At 35.9% G+C, this 17,669-nt stretch carries 15 protein-coding genes; 10 read left to right on the top strand and 5 right to left on the bottom strand.

Annotated features, from left to right (window positions below):
* Positions 1-256: 256 nt before the first annotated feature.
* On the bottom strand, positions 257-1,225 hold the full coding sequence (gene cmoB / locus J3U42_RS08730) for a tRNA 5-methoxyuridine(34)/uridine 5-oxyacetic acid(34) synthase CmoB (RefSeq protein WP_267336223.1): 969 nt from the start codon (positions 1,223-1,225) through the stop codon (positions 257-259).
* 36 nt (positions 1,226-1,261) lie between these two features.
* A complete protein-coding gene (cmoA, locus tag J3U42_RS08725) occupies positions 1,262-1,993 on the bottom strand; it encodes a carboxy-S-adenosyl-L-methionine synthase CmoA (RefSeq protein WP_267336222.1) in 732 nt (243 codons plus the stop codon).
* 72 nt (positions 1,994-2,065) lie between these two features.
* On the opposite strand from cmoA, the gene J3U42_RS08720 reads away from it, so the two are divergent.
* Positions 2,066-3,211: a metallophosphoesterase gene (locus J3U42_RS08720; RefSeq protein WP_267336221.1), complete on the top strand. Its 1,146-nt coding sequence runs from the start codon at positions 2,066-2,068 to the stop codon at positions 3,209-3,211.
* Positions 3,212-3,235: 24 nt separating this feature from the next.
* Positions 3,236-4,318 carry a ribonuclease D gene (gene rnd, locus J3U42_RS08715; RefSeq protein ID WP_267336220.1) on the top strand — a complete coding sequence of 361 codons (1,083 nt, stop codon included), beginning with the start codon at positions 3,236-3,238 and terminating at the stop codon, positions 4,316-4,318.
* A 137-nt stretch (positions 4,319-4,455) separates the two neighbouring features.
* On the opposite strand, the gene mtnN is transcribed toward rnd, so the two are convergent.
* Complete coding sequence (gene mtnN, locus J3U42_RS08710) at positions 4,456-5,148, bottom strand: 5'-methylthioadenosine/S-adenosylhomocysteine nucleosidase (protein WP_220219560.1); 693 nt, start codon at positions 5,146-5,148, stop codon at positions 4,456-4,458.
* Positions 5,149-5,246: 98 nt separating this feature from the next.
* On the opposite strand from mtnN, the gene J3U42_RS08705 reads away from it, so the two are divergent.
* A complete protein-coding gene (locus tag J3U42_RS08705; RefSeq protein ID WP_267336219.1) occupies positions 5,247-6,017 on the top strand; it encodes an SDR family oxidoreductase in 771 nt (256 codons plus the stop codon).
* Positions 6,018-6,047: 30 nt separating this feature from the next.
* Entirely contained in the window at positions 6,048-6,917 is an 870-nt protein-coding gene (locus tag J3U42_RS08700) for a co-chaperone YbbN (protein WP_220219562.1), read from the top strand.
* Between the two features lie 142 nt (positions 6,918-7,059).
* On the opposite strand, the gene map is transcribed toward J3U42_RS08700, so the two are convergent.
* Positions 7,060-7,848 carry a type I methionyl aminopeptidase gene (gene map, locus J3U42_RS08695; RefSeq protein ID WP_267336218.1) on the bottom strand — a complete coding sequence of 263 codons (789 nt, stop codon included), beginning with the start codon at positions 7,846-7,848 and terminating at the stop codon, positions 7,060-7,062.
* A 218-nt stretch (positions 7,849-8,066) separates the two neighbouring features.
* On the opposite strand from map, the gene rlmC reads away from it, so the two are divergent.
* From rlmC to J3U42_RS08665, 6 genes are all read left to right on the top strand, one after another.
* A complete protein-coding gene (gene rlmC / locus J3U42_RS08690) occupies positions 8,067-9,209 on the top strand; it encodes a 23S rRNA (uracil(747)-C(5))-methyltransferase RlmC (RefSeq protein WP_267329655.1) in 1,143 nt (380 codons plus the stop codon).
* 302 nt (positions 9,210-9,511) lie between these two features.
* On the top strand, positions 9,512-11,707 hold the full coding sequence (locus tag J3U42_RS08685; protein WP_267336217.1) for a TonB-dependent hemoglobin/transferrin/lactoferrin family receptor: 2,196 nt from the start codon (positions 9,512-9,514) through the stop codon (positions 11,705-11,707).
* Between the two features lie 96 nt (positions 11,708-11,803).
* Positions 11,804-13,468, top strand: coding sequence for an ABC transporter ATP-binding protein/permease (locus J3U42_RS08680; protein WP_267336216.1), 1,665 nt, complete (start codon positions 11,804-11,806; stop codon positions 13,466-13,468).
* A gap of 50 nt (positions 13,469-13,518) precedes the next feature.
* Positions 13,519-14,046, top strand: coding sequence for a HugZ family protein (locus J3U42_RS08675; protein WP_267336215.1), 528 nt, complete (start codon positions 13,519-13,521; stop codon positions 14,044-14,046).
* 200 nt (positions 14,047-14,246) lie between these two features.
* Positions 14,247-15,809: a glutamate--cysteine ligase gene (gshA, locus tag J3U42_RS08670; RefSeq protein ID WP_267329657.1), complete on the top strand. Its 1,563-nt coding sequence runs from the start codon at positions 14,247-14,249 to the stop codon at positions 15,807-15,809.
* Between the two features lies 1 nt (position 15,810).
* The gene (locus J3U42_RS08665) at positions 15,811-16,584 is read left to right on the top strand and encodes an endonuclease/exonuclease/phosphatase family protein (protein WP_220219569.1); all 774 of its coding nucleotides are present in this window, start codon (positions 15,811-15,813) and stop codon (positions 16,582-16,584) included.
* Here the strand turns inward: J3U42_RS08665 and J3U42_RS08660 are convergent.
* The gene (locus J3U42_RS08660) at positions 16,577-17,644 is read right to left on the bottom strand and encodes a transglycosylase SLT domain-containing protein (RefSeq protein WP_220219570.1); all 1,068 of its coding nucleotides are present in this window, start codon (positions 17,642-17,644) and stop codon (positions 16,577-16,579) included. The two genes, J3U42_RS08665 and J3U42_RS08660, sit on opposite strands and share 8 nt — an antisense overlap.
* Between the last annotated feature and the right edge of the window lie 25 nt (positions 17,645-17,669).

Here is a 17,669-nt window from a genome sequence, read left to right as displayed (position 1 = left end):
ACAATCAAAAATATTTAGAATTGATCAGATTTTGGGAGCGCAATCATTACTATTTTTGGGCAAGTTTTCGGCTTATCAAGCAGCGTGTTTGGGCGGCGTTTTTAAACACAATAATAGGTTAATTAATATTGTGATGATAGGGGATGTAACATTTGATTGGCAATCAAAAATTGAATAACCTACCATATTGGTCTAAATCCAATTTTGATGCCTATCAGTGTTAATGTTTTATTGATTCGCTCTGATTTATTAAGTTTTATTTTCTGGCAACAAATACAGCTCTAGTTGGGGCGGGATAACCCTCAATCGTTTTTGAGCTATCGTTAGGATCTAAAAAGTCAGCTAATGAATCTGATGTCATCCACGGCGTTTTGCGTTGCTCATCTAAGCTAGTTTGCGAAATATCCACCAATTTTACTTCACTAAAGCCACATTTTTGTAACCAATTGATCATGGTAGGTACAGACGGTATAAAATAGACATTACGCATTTGTGCATAACGTTCTCCCGGCATTAGTGCTTGATGCAATTCACCTTCGATAACCAGTGTTTCAAGTATTAACTGTCCACCGTTAACAAGTTGATCTTTTAGTTGGTAAAGATGATCGAGTGGTGAACGGCGATGATATAAAACGCCCATGGAAAATACCGTATCAAAAGCATTAAGTTTTGGAAGCTGTTCAATCCCTAATGGTAATAGATGTGCTCGCTTATCATTACCTAATAGTTTTCGAATTGCTTCAAATTGACAAAGGTAAAGCGCCATAGGATCGATTCCCACTGCAAGTTTTGCGCCTGCTCCGACCATTCGCCATAAATGATAGCCACTATTACAACCTACGTCTAATACCGTTTTGCCTTCAAGACAATCAATGTGGTTAATCAATCGTTCCCATTTCCAATCAGAGCGCCATTCAGTATCAATCTCAATATCATACAAATGAAAAGGGCCTTTACGCCACGGCATCATGGTTTTCAATAGTTGTTCAATTCGTTGTTTCTCGCCTGCGCTTAGCGGATGCTCGGTTTTGGCCGTTACACTGTGTAATAGGTCAATGTAATAGGGCGTGATTGTCGGTAAATGTTTTATGCTATTTAGCCATTGATTAAAACGATTATCAATATTGTGTTTTTGCCAATGGGCTAATTGTGCCGGTAACACTTCAAGCCAATGGCTGAGCTTATTTTTTGCAATAATCTGGTAAAAATCACCAAAATCAATCATGCTATTTTCCTTATTAATTACACTAAAAAAAGCGGGCTATTTAATGGCAATAATGGAGCCAAAATTGAAACATTGAAACCAGGTATCAATATGCGCAAATCCGGCTTGTGATAAACGTTGTTTATGTGTTTCGATACTGTCAGTTAACATGACGTTTTCTAACATATTGCGCTTTTGGCTAATTTCCAGCTCGCTATAGCCGTTAGCGCGTTTAAAATCATGATGCATGTTAAATAGCAACTCATCAATAATGGGATCGGTAAAGCTAAACTTTTCTGATAAGACTAATATTCCGTTAGGATTAAGCGCTTGATAGATGCGATTTAACACTTGTTGACGATTTTCAGGCGTTAAAAATTGCAAGGTGAAATTAAGCACGACCATTGAAGCATTTTGCATATCAATATTACAAATATCATCGCAAATCACTTCGACTGGCGTTGTTGCTTTATAAGACTCTATGTGGCGTTTGCACCGTTCAATCATCGGTAAAGAGTTATCAACCGCAATAATTTTACAGTTAGGCTGATTAACATGACGACGAATTGAAAGGGTAGCGGCACCTAATGAACAACCTAAGTCATAAATCACAGAGTTTGGCTGGACAAATCGCTTTGCAAGCATACCAATCATTGAAATAATATTTGAATAACCCGGGACAGAACGTTGCACCATATCGGGGAAAACTTCAGCGACTTTTTCATCAAACGTCCAATCGCCTAGCTTTTCAATTGGCGCCATGAATAATTGGTCTTTTTTGATACTCATAAAAGTTATTGGTACTGGAAAAATTAATTTTGTTATCATATCACTTTTTTGCGAAAAATTGTTTGGTTTATTATGGCTTTTGTAGATCTTTTCACTCCTTTAATCGCTATTTTTGTTAGCGGCTTAGCAACGTTTTATTTAGGAAAAAGGTGGCAGTTTTGGTTTGATATCAAGTTAACCGGTTGTTATCGATTAATGTATTGGTCATTGGTGGCTATTGCGATTTACTCTTTGATAATTGCTCGATTAGCGAATAATTTTGCTGTTCCACACCTAGTGCTATTTTTTAATTGTCTGGCATCTGTCGTGATTTGCGCAAGTTTATTAATTTTACTGGCGGATGCCATTTATTTGGCGAGTAAAAAGCGGTTTAAACCGAAGCTGTGGTTTAAAATCTGCTATGTGGTTGCGGTTATTTCGTTGTGTTTTTATGGATATAGTATGGCTGTTAATCCAACAATTGTGCATTATCATGTCAATATTAATAAGTCGGCAAATGTCGATCATCTACGTTTTGTGCATCTAAGCGATATTCATCTAAGTGAATTAACATCACCGAAAAGAATTGAACAAATGGTGGAAGAGGTAAATCAACAACAGGCCGATTTTATTGTGATCACCGGTGATACATTAGATAGGCGCTTAGCGCCGTTTACTCAACGAGGTTTTGCTAAACAGTTTCAACAATTGAAGTCGAAATATGGTACTTTTGTAATTTTTGGTAATCATGAATATTACCATTCCAAACACGCCGACAATCATGAGCAAGATATTATTGATGCTTTTGAGCAAGCCAATATGAAAGTATTAAAAGATGATGTTATTTATCTGGATGATGTTGGCATAACATTAATCGGCCGTGATGACCTTTCGTCCTACCGTTATCATGCTAAACGAGCGTCACTTGCTGATTTGATGATGTTTAGTGATAGCAATACACCTATTATCTTACTTGATCATCAGCCCAGCAATCTTGATAAAGCCGCTAATTTAGGTGTCGATCTGATGCTATCGGGGCATACCCATGGCGGGCAAATTTTCCCAATTAATTTAGTTGTTGATATAATGTATAAAAATCCCTATGGTTTATATCAAGATACCATACACCATTTTACCAGTATTGTTAGTAGCGGATTTGGTTTTGGTAGTCCTCCTATTCGCTTAATGACACGGGGTGAAATTGGGGTGATTGATGTGACTTTTAACACTAAACCGTAAACTTGTCTCAATAGGAATCTTAATTTGTCTTATAAGCTTATTACCCATAATGACCAGCTAGCTGAATTTTGTTTGAACATTCAAAACAGTTCAGCTTTAGCATTAGATACAGAATTTGTACGTACTCGTACGTTTTTCCCTCATTTAGGCTTGTTACAAGTATTTAATGGCGAGCATGCAGCATTGATTGATCCCATAGCGATAACTGACTGGCAAGATTTTTTGGCGGTGTTAAATAATCCAAAAATTGAAAAGTATTTTCACTCTTGTTCTGAAGATATTGAAGTGTTTTTACATCACTTTGGTTGCGTACCAACGCCAATCATTGATAGTCAAATTCTCGCTTCGTTTTTGGATAACCCACTCAGTAGTGGCTATGCCAGTTTAGTTAATAAATATTTAGCGGTAGAACTGGATAAAAGTGAAACACGAACTGATTGGCTTAAACGACCTTTAACCGATAAACAATGCCAATATGCTATCAATGATGTACTGTATCTTTTGCCATTGATGAATAAATTAAAATCACTGTTAGCGGACAATCATTATTTATCCGCTGCGTATCAAGAGTGTCAAATGGTGATTAGCCGTAAGTGTGAGGTAATGAATCCTGATGATGCGTATCTCAATATTAAAAATAGTTGGCAATTAAAAGGAAAAAATTTAGGGCAATTGTATAAATTAGCCCGTTTTCGATATCTGATAGCGAAAGAGCAAGATATTGCGCTAAATTTTGTGGTGCATGAAGAGGTCTTATTTAAAATAGCCCGTTTTTTACCTTCATCGCTCAGTGAGCTGAGTCAATTAGGCATGAAAGGGAAAGAAATACGCCTGTATGGTCAGATGATTTTAGATATTTTAGCTCAGCCGACGCCGGATATTGCACCAATTTGCCGGGTTAACCGTTATCCTAATTACAAAGATATCTGTGAACAATTGAAAAATGCGGCACAAGCCATTGCTTCTCAAACCGGGCTTAATCCGGATTTATTGCTTTCAAGGCGGTTGATTAATCAATATGTAAAATGGCAAGCGGATAAAACCAGTACTGAGCCTGAAATATTACAGGGTTGGCGTAAACCTTTATTTGAAAAGTTTGGTATTTAAAAGTCAGCAGGTCATACCTGCTGATGTAATTAAACCCAAGGGCGAGAAACTGGCAATGGGTAAGCTTTATTATTATCAAAACAGCTTATCAAAATAAAATCGATTTTTTCTTGATTGGTCACCCAAATTAGTCTGATTTACGCCAGTTCAGCAAGCATTGACTCGACAATCGCTGAGGAGTGGGCGGCGGCCAGTTTTAAAAATGATTGAAAATCAACCGCTGATTCACTGTCACCATTATCTGAAATCGCTCGTACCACAACAAATGGGGTCTTAAATAACCAACAAACATGGCCAATTGCAGCGGCTTCCATTTCAACGGCGATTGCATCTGGGAAGGTTTGTTTGATTCTTTGCAGATTTTCTTTACCATTGATAAATGCATCACCACTACCAATTGATCCTTCAACCGCATTAACGCCCTGTTTTTTGATGCAAGATTTTGCTAACGCTTGATATTTTGAATCGGCGGCGAATGTTACCGGACAACCCGACATTTGTCCCGGTTGATAACCAAAAGCAGTTAAATCGACATCATGGTAAAAAACATCTTTCGATACAACAATATCACCAATGTTTAATGCGCTAGATAGCCCACCGGCTGAACCGGTATTAATCACCGCTTCAGCCTGATAATGATTAAGTAAAAGTGTGGTGCCGGAGGCGGCTGCTACTTTACCAATTCCCGATTGAAGTAATACAATATCACATCCGGCTATTTGACCAACATGAAAATCGCAACCTAAATGGTGTTCGATATGATAATTAGTGATTTTACTTTTTAAGATAGCAACTTCTTCTTCCATTGCAGCGATGATAGCAATTTTCATAATTTCCTCTTAGCTAACGGGCATAATATTAGGATAAATATGCTATCATAATTGCAGTCTTCAAACTTGACAATATATCAAACTAATGGAGTTGAACTTTGCGCACAATTTTTATAACAGGTTGTTCTAGTGGTATCGGGCTAATCTCAGCTTTGACATTAAAGCAACGGGGTTATCGTGTTATTGCTTCTTGCCGAAAAATATCAGACCAACAAAAATTAATTGATCAAGGATTTGAAACCGTGCTACTGGATCTGGATGATCCGCAATCGGTCACGCAGGCGGCTAACGAGGTTTTAAATTTAACCAATGGTAAATTGTATGCACTTTTTAATAATGCCGGATTTGGTGTTTATGGGCGCTTAAATACGATTAGCCGTGAACAGTTAGAATCTCAATTTTCGACAAACTTTTTTGGTGTTCATCAATTAACCCAGTTACTTTTGCCGGCTATGTTAGCGCACAACGAAGGGCGAATTATTCAAACCAGTTCAATTGTCGGTGTTGTCGCCACCCCCGGTCGAGGTGCTTATTCAGCCAGTAAATATGCGTTAGAAGCGTGGTCTGATGTGTTAAGATTGGAGTTAGCTAAAACCAATATTAAAGTCTGCTTGATTGAACCCGGGCCATTGAAAACCGACTTTTCAGCCAATGTTAATCAAACCGACAAGGATAAAATTGTCAAAAATCCGCCTATAGCTAAACGCTTTACCTTACCAGCGCAAGCCATTTTACCCTATTTGATACATGCGTTAGAGCATGCTAGACCGAAAATACGTTACAGGGTCACCATGGTAACGAAGTTGGCAGCAATAGCTAAACGTTTGCTTCCGGATAGATTAATGGATAAAATTTTACAAAATAAATAATACCTAACCATATTATTGATAGGACACGATATGCAACAGCAATTTATTTTTGATGTCAATGAACAAAATATTCAACAGATCATCGAGCAATCTTCTCGATTGCCAGTGCTATTCTATTTCTGGTCTGCAAGAAGTCCCAATTACGAGGCAATGACTCAAACATTGACCAAACTCACTAATGAGCATCATGGTCAATTTATTTTGGCGAGTATCAATTGTGATGAACAGCAAATGTTAGCTGCCCAATTCGGTCTTCGTGCTATTCCTACCGTCTATCTTTTTCAAAATGGTCAACCGGTTGATGGTTTTCAAGGTCCACAGACTGAAGAAGTGATTAAACAATTTTTAGCTAAAGTGTTGCCAAATGAAGATGAATTAAAACTTGTTGAAGCACAAAATTTATATAATGAAGGGAAATATGAACAAGCATTACCTTTATTAAAACAAGCCTGGCAAAATCTTACTGACCATTTAGGGAAACCACGATCTGATATTGCGTTGATGTTGGCAAAAGCGCAAATCGAATTAAAGCAACTGGCTGATGCTAAAGAGGTACTGGCAACGATACCATTGCAAGATCAAGATTCGGTTTTCCATGGTTTACAAGCTGAGATTGAATTACTTGAGCAAGCGGCAAACTCACCTCAATTGCAGTTACTACAAGCACAATTAGCTGAACAACCGGATAATATCGATTTAATGATTCAACTATCCTCACAATTAATGCAGGTTGGTCGACATGAAGAGGCTTTAGAATTGCTCTATAAACCGCTTACCAAAGATCTCAATGCAGGGGAAGGGCGCATTAAAAAGACCTTACTGGATCTGCTCGCGGCCTTAGGTACCAGTAATTCGTTAGCCGGAACTTATCGTCGTAAACTCTATACTTTACTTTATTAATTGTTAGTCGGTTTTGATGAGGTCACTTGTTGGTTTTCGATCTGAAGTTTGACAGATTAACAACAAGTGAACGTTACGATGATAATAGAAGAATAAAATAAGCGGAGATTCAACAATGTTAAATTATTGAATCTTTTGTTTTTTAGTGTTCTATGATTCTAGGGAAGTCTTCGTCTTTTCGAAGCGTTAAAACCTCAACGCCATTTTCGGTCACTAAAATCGTGTGTTCGTATTGCGCTGAAAGACCATGGTCTTTTGTTTTCACTGTCCAACCATCTTTCATGGTACGAGTTCGCCAGTCGCCGGTATTTATCATCGGTTCGATAGTAAATGTCATGCCGGCTTTTAAAATAACACCGCCGTCATCAGCATCATAATGGAGTACTTGCGGCTCATCATGATAGACTTCGCCAATGCCGTGCCCGCAATATTCACGTACCGATGAAAAACCAAATTTATCGACATATTTTTGGATGGTTTTACCGATCTCTCTTAAACGAATACCCGGTTTAATAATTTTGATTGCTTCATACAAGCTTTGTTGAGTGACTTGGCAAAGTTTTTCGCCCGCAACTGTTGGTTTGCCAGCAATGTACATGCGAGAGGTATCGCCATGATAACCGTCTTTGATGACAGTCACATCGATGTTTAAAATATCCCCGTCTTTTAATTTTTTTTCAAAGCTCGGGATGCCGTGACATACTACGTCATTAATTGAAATACAACTGGTATGTTGATATCCACTATAGCCAATATTAGCCGGAATTGCTTTTTGGACATTGACGATATAATCATAACAAATTTTATCTAGCTCACCGGTACTAATGCCTGGTTTGACATAAGGCTCAATCATTTCTAATACTTCTGCTGCAAGCTTTCCTGCAATACGCATTTTTTCAATTTGTTCTGGGGTTTTTAACTTAATAGACATTCAAATATTCCTGTAATATTGATGACAATATCCTACCATATACCATTTTTTCGTCAAATTATAGCGAGGCTATTATGCGACAGGTTATCAAGAGTTAATCAATATTCTGTAAAGAAGTTTCAGATTTTACCTATGTTTGAGTATAAAAATGAAAAGTAATACTGGTAAAACGACTTTTAAGTATATAATTACCAATTATAAAAAAAGGTTTTATCGTAATGCAATGTCACTATTATCAACAAAAGAAATGTTTATCTTGCCAGTGGATTAATCGTCCTTACCCAAAGCAACTCGAAGACAAACAACATGAGTTATTAAAGCAGCTAGCTACCTTACAACCCAAAGAAGTTATGGCGCCGTTTGCTAGCCCTGATTCTGCTTTTCGAAATAAAGCGAAAATGGCGGTATTAGGTACCGTTGAAAAGCCGATACTAGGGATTGAAAATGGTGATCAAGCTGTCGATTTATGTGATTGTCCGTTATATAGCGCTGGTATGCAAAGTATATTGAAAATAGTGCGTAGTTATATTCGTAAACAAGGTCTGGTGCCCTATAATATCAATAAACGAAAAGGCGAATTAAAATATGTGATCATTACCCAAAGCTCAATGTCTCAATCAAGCGGCTTTATGTTACGATTTGTTTTAAAATCACATAAATTGGTGAGTAAAATTAAAAACTCTTTTCACCAACTACAAGCGACAATTCAAAATTTGCAAGTCGTTTCAATTAATATTCAGCCGAATCATGCCGCGATTTTAGAAGGGGAAGAAGAGTTAGTTTTGACTAATAATCCTTATTTACCCATGACGATAAATCAAATTCCGCTTTTTATTAAATCGAAAAGCTTTTTTCAAACCAATACTTATATTGCTCAAAACCTGTATAAGACAGCAAGTGAGTGGATTGCTGATTTAGATATTAAGTCCATTTGGGATCTATTTTGTGGTGTCGGTGGATTTGGTTTGCATTGTGTTCAAGCAATGGATAAACAGATTCAATTGACGGGTATTGAAATAAGTGCCGATGCTATCGATTGCGCAACCCAATCGGCCAAACAACTAGGATTTAATAATTTGACATTTAAATCATTGGATGCAACCCAATATGCAATTGCCGAGCAAGCTGTAGCGGATTTAGTCTTACTTAATCCACCCAGACGTGGGGCAGGGAGCCAATTGATACAGTATTTACAACAGATGTCACCCAACTTTATCTTATATTCAAGCTGTAACTTATCATCGTTAGTTGCTGATGTTCGCTTGTTATCGGATTATCAAATTAGTAAAGTACAACTGTTTGATATGTTCCCTCATACTTCACATATGGAAGTGTTGGTTTTATTGGAAAAATCTCAATAACTTTTTAAACATTTAGGCGAGTTTTTATTAATTGATGATTAATCAGTATTAATCATCAATTTCCTCATTTTACCTCTTAAACTTTGCCGCTTTGATATCAATTAATCTTCAAACACGTCTCTAACTTACGAATATTTTTATGTTTTTTGTTTTAATGTTAATGATAATTATTAGCAAATGGTAATGGTTATCATTATTGTTGATCTTATTTATTATTTTTGATAGATTTACGAAAAAATGATAATTATCAAAAATTGGAAATTTAATGCGAGCAGTTCAATAACATAAGTTTATGGTGAAAAATGAAAATAAGTAAAATATTTTTAACCGTTTTAGCTGCTTCATTACCACTATCAGTTTTTGCAGCTGATGATGAATTGGAAACTATGACGGTTACGGCTACCAGACAAAAGAGAGCCAAATTAGCTATTCCGGAAACCGTTGATGTTATCACTAGCAAGAACATTGATGATCATCAAATGTCAACAATGGAAGATTTAGTCAGATATTTACCGGGAATCTCAGTTAACAGACAAACTTCAGGTACTGACCCTTTTGGTAATTTAGGCGGTATTAGAATACGTGGTATGGCAGGTAATCGTATTCAAATGCAAGTCGACGGTGCAAGAGTGATTGAAAGTATCCAAGACGGCAATAGAAATTTTATTGATTTAGCCAACATAAAAGCTGTTGAAGTTATTCGTGGACCGGGATCGGTATTATGGGGCGCTGATGCCGTTGGTGGGGTAGTTGCATTTAAAACTTTAGATCCCAGTGATTTGCTGAAAGGTAAATCTTATGCAGTGCGATTAAGTGGTGGTTATGATAGTTTGAATAAACAAAATACTAAAACAAGCATGTTAGCGCTTGAATTGCTGCCTAATTTAGAAGGGCTGATAAGCTTTAGCCGAAGAGATTACCAAGAAGCCAAGTTATCTAAAGCTAAAGCGAATGGCGGTATTTGGGGCTGTCCACGTGGCGAAGATGCCATTAGATGTAATAAACTCAATCCGTTAGATGCCAAAGCAGAAAATATGTTAACCAAATTGGTTTATCATAATGATACGCGAGAAACAAAGTTAACATTTGAAAATTTCCGGTCTAACTCATTTGTTAAACAGATGAATGATTATGGTTTACAAGCTAACGGAACATTTAATGGCGATTATCGAAGAACGCAAATACAAACTCGTAAAAGGTATGCTATTGATGACAGTTGGACGCCCCCAATATCGTTTATCGATCAAATCAAAACCATGTTCTCTTACTCGCCGCAAGAACGTTATTTAAAATCGTATCGTCAACAAAAAGATAAACGACAAAATCCGATTAATACCTATACCACTAATGATTATAAAGAAAAGTTTTGGCAGTTGGATCTTCAGTTAAATTCGAACGTGGATTTTTTCAATATAACGCATGATTTAACTTATGGTTTTCAAGGGGATATTACCCATAGCTATTATCGTAATGAGAGCACCAAAAATGGCGTAAAAACCATAGGTGGTGGCTTTAATTTTGCTAATGCTAAAACGCAACGTGCAGATATCTATCTTCAAGATGAATTTCACTTTATCTCTGAAAATTTAAAAATTAAACCGGGTTTACGATACGCAACCTATAAAATTAAACCCAATACCGATAGCCATTATGCGGTGGTTAAAGGCAAAGAGCCTCGTGATTTGAGTTCACATCGCCTTATTCCGCAATTAGGCATATTATATAACATCACTGATCAATACTCTGCTTATGCCCGTTATGCTGAAGGATTCAAAATGCCAACGGCTCAACAGCTTTATACGTCATTGCCTTCGGTAACGATGAATCTGATTCCTAACCCTAAACTAAAACCTGAAAAAGTGAAATCTTATGAGACCGGCATTAGAGGCGATTTTTCAGAAGGTTGGTTTAGTGTAGGTTTATTCAAAGCTAATTATAGTAACTATATTAAGAATTTTATTCGGGTTGGGCCGAAAGATTATACCTACAAAAATTTATCCAACGTCAATTTATGGGGAATTGAAGCATCGGGCGAGTGGCATTTTGCGCCCAATTGGACTTTGAATGCTTCAAGCTCATATCAATATGGAAAAAAACAAGATTCTCCCGGTGATAAAAAAACTTATTTTAATGAAGCCATGCCACTGCAAGGTAATATCGGTTTGAAATGGAATGTTCCCGATTTTAATTTTGATACTGAAGTCGTCGGGACTTTTTCTAAGGCTGTATCACACGTTTCTAAAGACAAATCGTCATCAGATGAAATATTTAAACCAAGCGGTTATGCAATCTATGATGCCTATTTAAATTGGCACCCTAGCAAAAATATTACTATTCGGGGATCGGTATTAAATATATTTGATCGCCGTTATTTTAAATGGCCGATGTTTAGTAGTTATTATAAAAATGCACAAAATAATGTAAAAGTGACAAATCCTATCGAGCTTCAAACCGCACCGGGAAGAACTTTTGCCGTTAGTGCGGTTATTAATTTTTAATCATTAAAGTTAAATACTTCTGTCAAATTGATAAAACATTTTTGGCAGGAGTTGATGTAGAAAAAAGCAGTTTTGAGAGTATAAGTTGTGCAAACATTGAAAAATATAATCTTACTTATGAAGCTTTGCTTCAAATCAAGACAAGGTAAATATGGTTACTGTTATGCTTTAATTATTATTTGTTTAAATATTGTTTTAATTAAAATTAGTCTTGAAATGATTAATTGGAATAAAAACTTTTTTAATGCATTAGAAAAATATGACATGCAAGGCGTTATTACCCAATTAATCGTTTTTGTGTTGTTAACAATTTCGGGGGCAATAACTTACTTAATAATTGAGTTTTTAAGAAAAACTTTAGTGATTACATGGCGCAAGGTTTTAAATGATTCGATACTTGATAAGTGGCTCAATAACAAAGCATATTGGTATTTAAATAACCATCAAGACGAAATTGATAATCCTGATCAGCGTATTTCCGAAGACTGTCTGCTATTTATTGAGCGATTAACTAATGAAGGCTTTTCGCTAATTACTCAATGTATTGGTCTGTTTTCCTATTTTATGCTTTTGTGGCAAATTACTGATAATTTTGTTTTAAATTTTAGTCTATTTAATATTGATATAAGTATTTCTCATTATTTAATTTGGCTGGCACCAATCTATGTATTATTCACTTCTTGCATCGCTCACATGCTCGGGCGCCCATTAAAAAACTTATTGATTGAACAACAACACTTAGAGGCAAATTATCGCTTTGCCTTAACTCGATTTCGTGAATCGAAAGAGCCAATCGCGTTAGCCAATGGTGAAAAAGTGGAGAAACAACAATTTGAACAGCATTTCAATCATATTATCAAAAATTGGTATTTATTAATTAAACGACAACTTATTTTAGGCTGTTTTACTCGGCCATATTATTTAACGGTGTTAAGTGTGCCTATTTTCTTTTCTCTGCCTATCTATTTAATTGGTAAAGTTAGCTTAGGTTCTTTAATGCAAATTAGTAAATCATTTAGTAATGTTGTGACTAACTTGTCTTGGTTTATTTTCAATTATCATAAACTTGCTGAACTTATTGCGTGTAGTTATCGTTTAACCCAGTTTTTTGAAAAAGCTAATCAAGCCGCTCGTCAATACCAATCAGCTAGCCAATTAGAGATAAATCAAGATGCATTTTCGATTGACGATTTAACTATAAAAAAACCGGATGGCGCTGTGTTATTAACACTACCCAATCTTTATCTTAATAAAGGCGATTCGGTTGTTATATCTGGTGCATCGGGTATAGGTAAATCAACATTTTTCAAAGTAATTTCTGGCCTTTATCCCAATTTTGAGGGGAAGATTAAAGTGCCAAAATTAAAGACATTATTTTTATCGCAAAATACCTATTTTCCGGTTGGGGGATTAGCTCATGCAATAAGCTATCCGCAGCCGTTGTTTGAAAAAGATTTAAGTTTGATTAAGCAACTTCTATTAGAAGTGGGTTTTTCTACAGAATTTATCGATAGAAATTTACTCAGTGATAATTTAAAAACACTTTCCGGTGGTGAAAAGCAACGTCTAATGATTGCAAGAATTTTAATGCATAAACCTGATTGGATTTTTATGGATGAAACAACCAATGCATTAGATAAGCAGTCCGAAAAACAATTGCTGAAATTGTTAAAGACAAACCTACCGAACAGTAGTTTTATTATAATTTCTCATACTGATATTTCGAACTATTTTGATAAATGCTACCAATTGAATTTATAACAATGTAGTTAGATGAATTAACTCAATATTGACAATAACAAGGAGTAATTATGGCTGAGTCCAAAAATGATGTTGTTGAAAAGACAATAGAAAATTTACATGAAACAACCCGCACAGTCATCTTATCAACAATGACTAAAAACGGAGAGGTAGATACGAGTTATTCGCCTTATTATTTTGACGGTAATGATTATTATATTTTAATATCAGATTTAGCGCCTCATAGTCAGAATATGAAAGATAATTCAAATATCTCTTTTTTAATCATTGATGATGAAAGTAATACTAAGAATATCTATGCTCGTAGACGACTATCTTTCCATGCAAAAACAAGCATTGTTGAAAGAGAAACTGAGCTATTTGATAACATTATTGACCAGCTTGCTAAAAGGGTGAGTAAAATGGTCTATATGTTAGCGGAAATGAAAGATTTTAATTTATTTAAAATCACACCGACAGCCGGTAGATTAGTGTTAGGTTTTGGAAAAACCTATATTGTTGATCATCAAAATAATCTTATCACACCGGTTGATGAAGATTATGTCGCTAATCAAAAAAGCCAACAAGCCAGTAACTAAGCTAAATTACTCGCAAAGATACTTACCATTATCTATTTTATAGGTAATGGTTTATTGTTGGCGATTTTCAAATAATCTAAATAATTTTGTCGATTGATAGATTTCTATTTTCTTTTTGATAGTCACAAAACAGCCTATCTAAACCCTTAAACTATGCTAAAATTAAGCCAATTTAAACTGAATTTAGGAAATGAGATATTATGATTCCTGACGTTTCTAAAGCGCTCAATTGGTTGGAAAAGCACTATACTATTTTACAAGGAATTCAACGGGGTGTTGAACGTGAAACACTTCGTATTTTACCAGACGGCTCTTTAGCAAAAACCCCTTTTCCTAATAAAATTGGTTCAGCTTTAACTCACCCTTGGATAACAACCGATTTTGCCGAATCGATGCTTGAATTTATTACTCCGGTTAATACAAATATTGATTATATGCTGACGTTTTTGCGTGATTTACATCGTTATGCCAGTGTCAGTATCGGCGATGAGATGATGTGGCCATTAAGTATGCCTTGTTTTGTGGCAAATGAAGACGATATTATTTTGGCGCAATATGGCAGCTCAAATGAAGGGCGTTTTAAAACGGTTTATCGGGAAGGATTGAAAAATCGTTATGGCGCCATGATGCAAACCATATCCGGCGTGCATTATAACTTCTCTTTGCCTATGGCATTTTGGCAAGCCCGATTTGGAGTAAAAAACGCCGAAGAAGGCAAGGCTGTCATTTCTGAAGGTTATTTTACTTTAATACGTAATTATTATCGATTTGGTTGGGTGATTCCTTACCTGTTTGGTGCATCGCCTTCCATGTGCTCTTCATTTATACAAGATAAGCAAAAAGCTAAGGCCTTTATTGAACAAACCAATGGTAACTGCTTCTTGCCTTATGCAACTTCATTAAGATTAAGTGATATCGGCTATACCAACAATGCTCAGAAACAACTGGGTATTACGTTTAATCATCTTGATACTTATGTAGAAGGATTAAAACGTGCTACTCAAACTAAATCAGAAGCGTTTAAAAAGTTAGGCATTAAAGTTGATGGTCATTATCGGCAGTTAAATGATAATGTATTACAGATTGAAAATGAGTTTTATGCACCAATTCGCCCTAAACGTGTGCCTAGAGCAGGGGAGTTACCTTCTGATGCCTTACTACGTGGTGGAATAGAGTATATTGAAGTACGAGCGCTCGATGTTAATCCGTTTTCACCGATAGGCATTACCGAAGAACAGATTCGCTTTATTGATCTGTTTTTAATATGGTGTGCGCTAGCGCCAGCCCCAGAAATGAGTAGTGAGGAGCTTGAGTGTACAAAATTAAATTGGAATCGGGTTATTATGGAAGGGCGTAAACCTGGTCTTGAAATTGGTATCGGCTGTGATAGCTATCGTGAGCCATTATCAAAAGTCGGCCACGAATTATTTAAAGATTTGCTCCGTGTTGCTGATGTATTGGATCATCAAGATGATAAACAACATTATCGTAAAGTTTGCGAACGGCTTGATTTGATGTTTGATCAACCTGAATTAACGCTTTCTGCAAGAACGCTTGAGGCTATCAGCGATTTAGGCACGGCTAAATTTGGCTTAGCTTTAGCGACTCAATATAAAAAACAGCTTATCACTGAACCATTAAGCTTGCTTACAGATAGTGATTTTATTCAACAACGCAATTTATCGCTTGAAAAACAGGTGATGATCGAGCAAAGTGACAAAATATCATTTGATGATTATTTAAAACAAAAAATGACGATATAAAATGTTTAAACAGCGTGACTATACACTACGATATCAAAGTGATAGTGATATTGAATTAATATTGCCCAATCATCAAATTATGGTTAACACACCATTGGTTAACCAGATGTCGTTTTCAGTTTTAGTGTGGAATATTTTCAAGCAAAAAAGAGCTGACTGTATCCATATCCTTGAACTGTATGCCAGCAAGGCTAAATTGATATTGTTACAAGAAGCGCAAAATACCCCTTTGCTGCTTAACTTTATCAGTCAGCACAATAAAATCGCTGACCATGTCCCCGCCTATTGTTTGAATGATATTTATGCAGGTGTCATGACGATTTCCGATTCATTGCCAAGTGCTTTGTGGTCGTTTCGTGAAAAAGAGCCGCTTATACGTGTACCTAAGTCGGCGCTAATCACGCTTTATCCTATTGAAAATTCGTCAGAACAACTCTTAGTTGCCAATGTTCATGCGATAAATTTTAGTATTGGTATTAAAGTTTATCGGCAACAAATCCATATGTTATTAAATCGCATTAAAACACATCAAGGACCGGTTATTTTAGCTGGAGATTTTAATGCATGGAGTCGACAGCGAGTGAATTTACTTTATCATTTAGTTCGTTCAATTGAACTTAAACCAGTGAACTTCACTAATGATATTCGCAAAACATTTTTGGGTAGGCCATTAGATTTTGTATTTTATCGTGGGTTAAAGCTTGATGCGGCGCAAATAATTAACACAGCCGCATCAGATCATAATCCTTTATTGGTGAATTTTAAAATTATTTAGCTTTTACTAGCTTAATTTTAAGAACGTCACCTTCTTTTACTCGTGGGTTTTTCAACTTATTCCACTCTAAAATATCGGTGATTTTTACCCGATAATTTTGCGCAATAGAGTAAAGATTATCACCCGCTTTAACTTGATAGGTTATCTGATTTTTGTTGGCAGTAAGTACCGAATTCATGTTGTTATTTATACCACTATATTGAATCGTCGTCGATTTCACTTCAAATGGCATCGTGTTATGTGGTACATCTTGTAAAAGCTCAGTGATTTGATTAGAAACCAGCTTTTCTGCTTTTAACTTTTTAAATAAAGATTCTGCATGTGAATAAGGAACAAGCAAATGGAAAGGGCCATTCACTGTTTGCTTAACATAACCAGCATTATATGTCATCAAATCATTAAGCGACAACCCTGTGTATTGGGCAATTTTCGTTAATGAAACGTTTTTAGACATATCAATCCTTACAAGCGAATTTTGATAGTTACAATCAGGCAATTTTATGCCATAACGTTTACTATTTTTAACAATATCGATGATCGCTAAAATTTTAGGAACGTAATGCATGGTTTCAGCAGGTAAATCAAGTGACCAATAGTTGGTTGGTAAACCCTTTGCTTGGTTTTTCTCAATCGCTTTTCTTATTCTACCTTCACCGGCATTATAAGCAGCTAAAGTTAATAACCAATCGCCATCAAAACGGCTATTTAAATTTTGTAAAAGATTAATAGCAGTCGTTGTTGACGCAATAAGATCACGACGCTCATCAAAATGACTACTTTGTTTTAATCCATACTCTTTAGCTGTAATCGGCACAAATTGCCATAAACCAGCGGCTTGAGCTGGCGAAGTTGCTAAAGGGTCATAGGCACTTTCAATTAATGGAATTAAAGCTAATTCAACCGGTAAGTTATTTTTTCTTAGTTGGTTGATGATGTAATAAACATAAGGCTCTGAACGCAACGTGATTGTTTCAAACGCTTGAGGATTGCGTAAAATACGCTCTCTTTCCGCTTTAATACGGTTATTTTCCGGAACATTTACGTTTATTTTGGTTAACATAAATTTCCAAGGATTTTGCGTGACC

The organism is Gilliamella sp. B2923 (genome assembly GCF_026536565.1).
Taxonomy (GTDB): domain Bacteria; phylum Pseudomonadota; class Gammaproteobacteria; order Enterobacterales; family Orbaceae; genus Gilliamella.
The sequence above is the reverse complement of the archived record's forward strand: the minus strand, read 5'-3'. Positions and strand labels throughout refer to the sequence as shown.